General features: G+C 36.5%; 4 protein-coding genes and 2 tRNA genes. 2 read left to right on the top strand and 4 right to left on the bottom strand.

The window, feature by feature from the left end:
- Nucleotides 1-259: 259 nt before the first annotated feature.
- A complete protein-coding gene (locus tag CJP74_RS07565) occupies nt 260-1342 on the top strand; it encodes a hypothetical protein (protein WP_119497873.1) in 1083 nt (360 codons plus the stop codon).
- A gap of 393 nt (nt 1343-1735) precedes the next feature.
- Here the strand turns inward: CJP74_RS07565 and CJP74_RS07555 are convergent, their stop codons facing one another.
- Entirely contained in the window at nt 1736-2644 is a 909-nt protein-coding gene (locus tag CJP74_RS07555) for a LysR family transcriptional regulator (protein ID WP_119497871.1), read from the bottom strand.
- A 228-nt stretch (nt 2645-2872) separates the two neighbouring features.
- Here CJP74_RS07555 and CJP74_RS07550 point away from each other — a divergent pair, with 228 nt between their 5' ends.
- Complete coding sequence (locus CJP74_RS07550; protein ID WP_119497869.1) at nt 2873-3394, top strand: SRPBCC family protein; 522 nt, start codon at nt 2873-2875, stop codon at nt 3392-3394.
- 401 nt (nt 3395-3795) lie between these two features.
- Here CJP74_RS07550 and nudE read toward each other — a convergent pair whose 3' ends face one another.
- The 3 genes from nudE to CJP74_RS07535 all read right to left on the bottom strand — a co-directional run bounded on the left by nudE (nt 3796) and on the right by CJP74_RS07535 (nt 4747).
- Nucleotides 3796-4377, bottom strand: coding sequence for an ADP compounds hydrolase NudE (gene nudE / locus CJP74_RS07545; RefSeq protein ID WP_119497867.1), 582 nt, complete (start codon nt 4375-4377; stop codon nt 3796-3798).
- Nucleotides 4378-4580: 203 nt separating this feature from the next.
- A tRNA-Val gene (locus tag CJP74_RS07540) sits at nt 4581-4656 on the bottom strand.
- 14 nt (nt 4657-4670) lie between these two features.
- Nucleotides 4671-4747 (bottom strand) — tRNA-Asp (locus tag CJP74_RS07535).
- Nucleotides 4748-4771 lie beyond the last annotated feature (24 nt).

The following is a 4771-nucleotide window of genomic DNA, read 5'->3' as shown; positions in this document are numbered from 1 at the left end:
CTTAATCTATAGACATTAATGAAGAGCAATCTTTAATAAACTCCTCATGACAAATTAAATAAAGCCTCGCATCTGCGAGGCTCTATTTTATTTAAAATACAGTAACTAATAACTTTTTTACTTGTAAACTTTTATTTACGAGGATATAAGATTATAATAAAGATTAGCTATTATTTTAATTATAGTAACTCTTGAGTTAATAAAATTAGCCATCTTCTTAACTCAAAAGCTACGCAAACAAAAAAAGCATGGAGTTTGTATGCCACATAATTTTGAACAACAAGAACGTACAGCTGATATCGTAGCACGTCAACTACGAGAATTAGATAAATTTGAACGTTTAGCAACACGCAATAAAATTCGTCGTGATCAAGTTTACCTTCTGAGCAACAAACACCCCGCGTTCACAGCTTTAACTCAAGCTTTTTTTAAAGCCCCTTACGTTTTTACTGATCGTCGTCCAGTAAACTCTCTTTACTTACATACAGAGTTACCTACTGCCGAACAAAAAGCTTCTAACCCAGATAAGTACCATGACAACAAAGATGTTGCTCGTTATCTTTCTGAGTTCTATCTTCACCTCTTTGCTGTAGTTGAATTAACTTCAATTTCAGGGATGTTTGGTGAACTAGGGCAAGAACGTTTACACTTAGCTGCAAATGTTTATGCTGAGGCGTTACTTGATAACCACCGTGACATTTTTGATAAAAGTGTACGTTCACTAGGTGAATTACATCCACACCGTGATCTAGAACTTGTAGAGCACCTTCTTGCTCGTCAAGAAGAACCTGAGTTCTTAGATAACATTTTCCATAACTTTAGTTCTTCACCTTATGCTTTAGCGCATAGATTACTTTTAACCTGTGCTAAACACCAAGCTAACGACAGTGAATTCTACACTAAAGTTTACCAAGCAACAATTAGTTACTTACTAAAAAATACACTATTTGGTACAGCTGTAGGTATGGATATAGCTACGGCAACTGCTTACTTAGATAACGACACTTTAGATCTAGGTACTTTCTATGCTGTAGATGATGCGCAATTATTTGGTAACTACTTCAAAGCTGTATTTGAAACAAAACTCAAAGAGCACCAAGCTGATTTAAGTTTATACAACTCAATTGCCAATAAATTCTTCTTAAGCAAACAAAGCTTACTTGAATTTGTTAACTTAAATCGTGACTGGGTTGCAAGTCTAGTACCAGTAGAAGTTATTGGTCATTTAGCTGATACAGATAAAGTACGTAAAGGCGTACATGAAACTAGTCAAGTGTACTTACGTAACGAAGAAGCTCTAGTAGAATTACATGAGTTACTTATCCAAGATCATTTAGACTAAAACAAAATAACTAAGTCATTAAAATATCCCTTGCATTTTAGATGCAAGGGATATTTTTATGCTTGTAGTTTAGCAGAGCTTTTAACTTGACTTCAGTGCTAATTTGCCAATGCGCAAATTTGTCAATTTACTATTTTACCAATATACCAATACTTAGCCTCACTCAAGGTGATGGCTATTTACTGATTTTTTGAAGTTTTGGTTTTTGGGTTTGGGTTTGGGTTTGGGCTTTGGGGTTCGTTTTGGCTTTTGTTTTGGCTTTTGTTTTGGCTTTTGTTTTGGCTTTTGTTTTAGCTTTGGTTTAGCTTTGGTTTAGCTTTGGTTTAGCTTTGGTTTAGCTTTGATTTTGGATTTGGGTTTAGTTTTGGATTTTGCTTTGGTTTTGGCTTTAGTTTAAAGCTTGCCATAAGCCTCTTGACTACACTGATAGATTTGCTCGCGCAACCAAACATAAACAGGATGATTATGGGTGCGAGCATGCCAAATTAAGGTTTTAGTAAAGCCAGGAACCGCTAGTGGTGCCTCACAAGTATAAAGACGAGGATCATTATTTACTAAACGCCAAGGTACTACCGCTAAATAGTCACTGTGCACTAGCAATTCCCGCAAAGCCATAAAACTATGTAAAGATACTTGCACTTGGCGTTGGTACCCTAAACTGCTTAAAGCCTCATCTACTATCCCTGTAAACGAACCCCCATGATAAGAAACTAAGGCATGCTTAGCCTCACTAAACTCTGTCAAGCCTAGTTCTTTGCCTGCCAAAGGATGTTCTTTGCCCATAGCTACAACATACTTTTCTTGATAGAGCTTACGCATATAGACATCCGTACCTTGGTATAACTCAGTCTCCAAGGCAAAATCAATTTTGCCTTGCTCAAGAGCTAGCTGGGTTGAGTCTAAAGAACCTATATTCATTTGGCAAACTCTAATCCCAGGAGCTACCTGAGCTAAATGCGCAATTAACGGTAGCACTACCGCCTGACAGGCGTAATCGGTTGAGGCAATAGTAACCGTGAGCTGAGCTTGCTCAGGAATAAACTCACTGCCTTGGTAAAGGTTTTCAATGGCGAGAATAACCTGTTCTACTTGAGGCAAGAGTTCACTTGCCTTAAGCGTTGGCACTATACCATGCGGAGTACGCAAAAATAACTCATCGTCAAAGGTTTCTCGTAAGCGAGCCAGAGTTTTACTCATAGCAGGTTGACTAATATACAAGCGTTGGGCTGCTCGACTCACGCTTTTTTCTTGTCCGAGGACGTAAAAGGCTTTTAAGAGATTTAGATCCAGTTGATGTAACATTTATGGTATAACCTCAAGTTATATTCTATATAAAAAAATGCTATTAGCTTTATATCATTATAAGGCATATAATAGTTATAGCAAAAGGGAAATAGATAACACACCCTAAGCTAATAACTTTCTTAACAATAAAACAACAACATAAAAATAAAAATACAAAACAACAAACTAATAAAAATACAAAACAACAATCTAATAAAAATAACAAACAACAACGGAGAAATAATTATGTTACATCAAATTAACTGGCCTCAAGGTTTTGTTCCTGGTTTTACTGATAACTTTGCTTCAAATGAAGTAATCGTTGCAGGTCTAACAGTTGAGCAAGTATGGAAATATCTTGTTGATACTAAATACTGGCCACACTATTATGAAAACTGTTCAGATATAAAACTTTATGATACCGACTCTACGCAACTAAGTGCGGAACAAAGATTTTTCTTTAAAACCTTTGGTTTTCCAGTAGAAGCAAAAGTAACTGAATTTGTTGCTCCAAGTGCCGAACAACCAGCACGTATTTCATGGCACGGTTGGGACGGTGAACCAGGTACAGATACACGTCTAGATGTTATCCACGCTTGGTTAATCGAAGCTTTACCTGATAACCGTGTACGTATTCTTACCCAAGAAACCCAAAACGGCGTTCCTGCGCAACAATTAGCTCGTACTTTACCTAACCCTATGATCAATGGTCACCAAGATTGGTTAAATGGTTTAGTGCAAAGTGCTAAAAACAACCTCGAGGTATAATTATGCTCGCTCTTAGTAATCTCTTACAATATCTTAGTATTCGTTTAACTTACCTTGTAGGCTTAGTTTGGGCAAATTGCCTCTTAGGCTTAACTTGGTTTTAGTCTGAACTCTCTCTAACAAAGACATAAAAAAAGTGCATTCATTATCTGAATGCACTTTTTTATGTTTTTAGATTCCTAAAGCCCTTAATTATAAAACACAAAACACAAAACACATAATTAAGAACTTTAGATTAATAAGTAGTACACATCGCAAACCAAATATTAAAACCTGACACAAAACTACTTAACATCTAAAAACGTTCCCTTATTATACACTAGGAAAGCTTTGTATAGCAAAAAATCTGATCAAAAAAGATCAATATTTTTAGAAAAAACCTAATTAATTGAGAAAACGTCTTACTTAGAAGCCAAAGCCTTAGCTAAGGCATTATTAGCTAAATAAGCTTGTAAAGCAAATACCGCTAAAGTATGCGTTGTATCACGAAAATGTTTTTGTTCTAATAAACCAGCAAGATCATTTAAAGGCCAACGAATTAGCTCTAGAGGTTCGGGCTCATCACCTTGCGGTTTTACAGGAAGTTGCTCTAATTCTGTGGCTAAGACTATATGATGAAAGCCTGTATTATAGCCAGGACTACTCGAGGTGGTGCTAAGATGGACAACTTTATTAGCTTTATAACCCACTTCTTCGCCTAGTTCACGTATAGCAGCTTCAATAGGAGTTTCTCCTTGTTCTACCCCACCACGGACAAAGCCAAGTTCATACTGTAAAGTACCACCTGCAAACTCACGCACACAAAGTAAATGATCTTGCTCTATAGCTATTACAGTTACGGCATCACGACGCGAAGCCAAACGAAAATATTCTCTTTGCTCGCCATTACTAAAACGCAAATGCACGCTCTCTACATGAAAAATACCTAACTTACCCAGATAGTGCAGATTAGATACTTGCGGAAAGTCTTTTTTCTCGGACATAGACTCTATCCCTAATGTTTGCGAAAATAATCAATTAAGTAAGTAACTATAATTAAACAAATAACTATAGTTGTAATCGCGGTAAATAAATCCATAATTTTTTTATTTAATTATTTTACAATAATTTACGTATAAAAAAAAGCGTTCATTTATAATGAACGCTTTACTATATACTAACAAATAATTACAATTACAATTACAAATGGTGGGTGGTACTGGGCTCGAACCAGTGACCCTCAGCTTGTAAGGCTGATGCTCTCCCAACTGAGCTAACCACCCAAGAAGATAAAAAGTGGCGGTCTGGACGGGACTCGAACCCGCGACCCCATGCGTGACAGGCATGTATTCTAACCAGCTGAACTACCAGACCACTAAAAAAATTAATTTGGCGATG

This window comes from Psittacicella melopsittaci, assembly GCF_003585925.1.
In the GTDB taxonomy this organism is placed as follows: domain Bacteria; phylum Pseudomonadota; class Gammaproteobacteria; order Enterobacterales; family Psittacicellaceae; genus Psittacicella; species Psittacicella melopsittaci.
The sequence above is the reverse complement of the archived record's forward strand: the minus strand, read 5'-3'. Positions and strand labels throughout refer to the sequence as shown.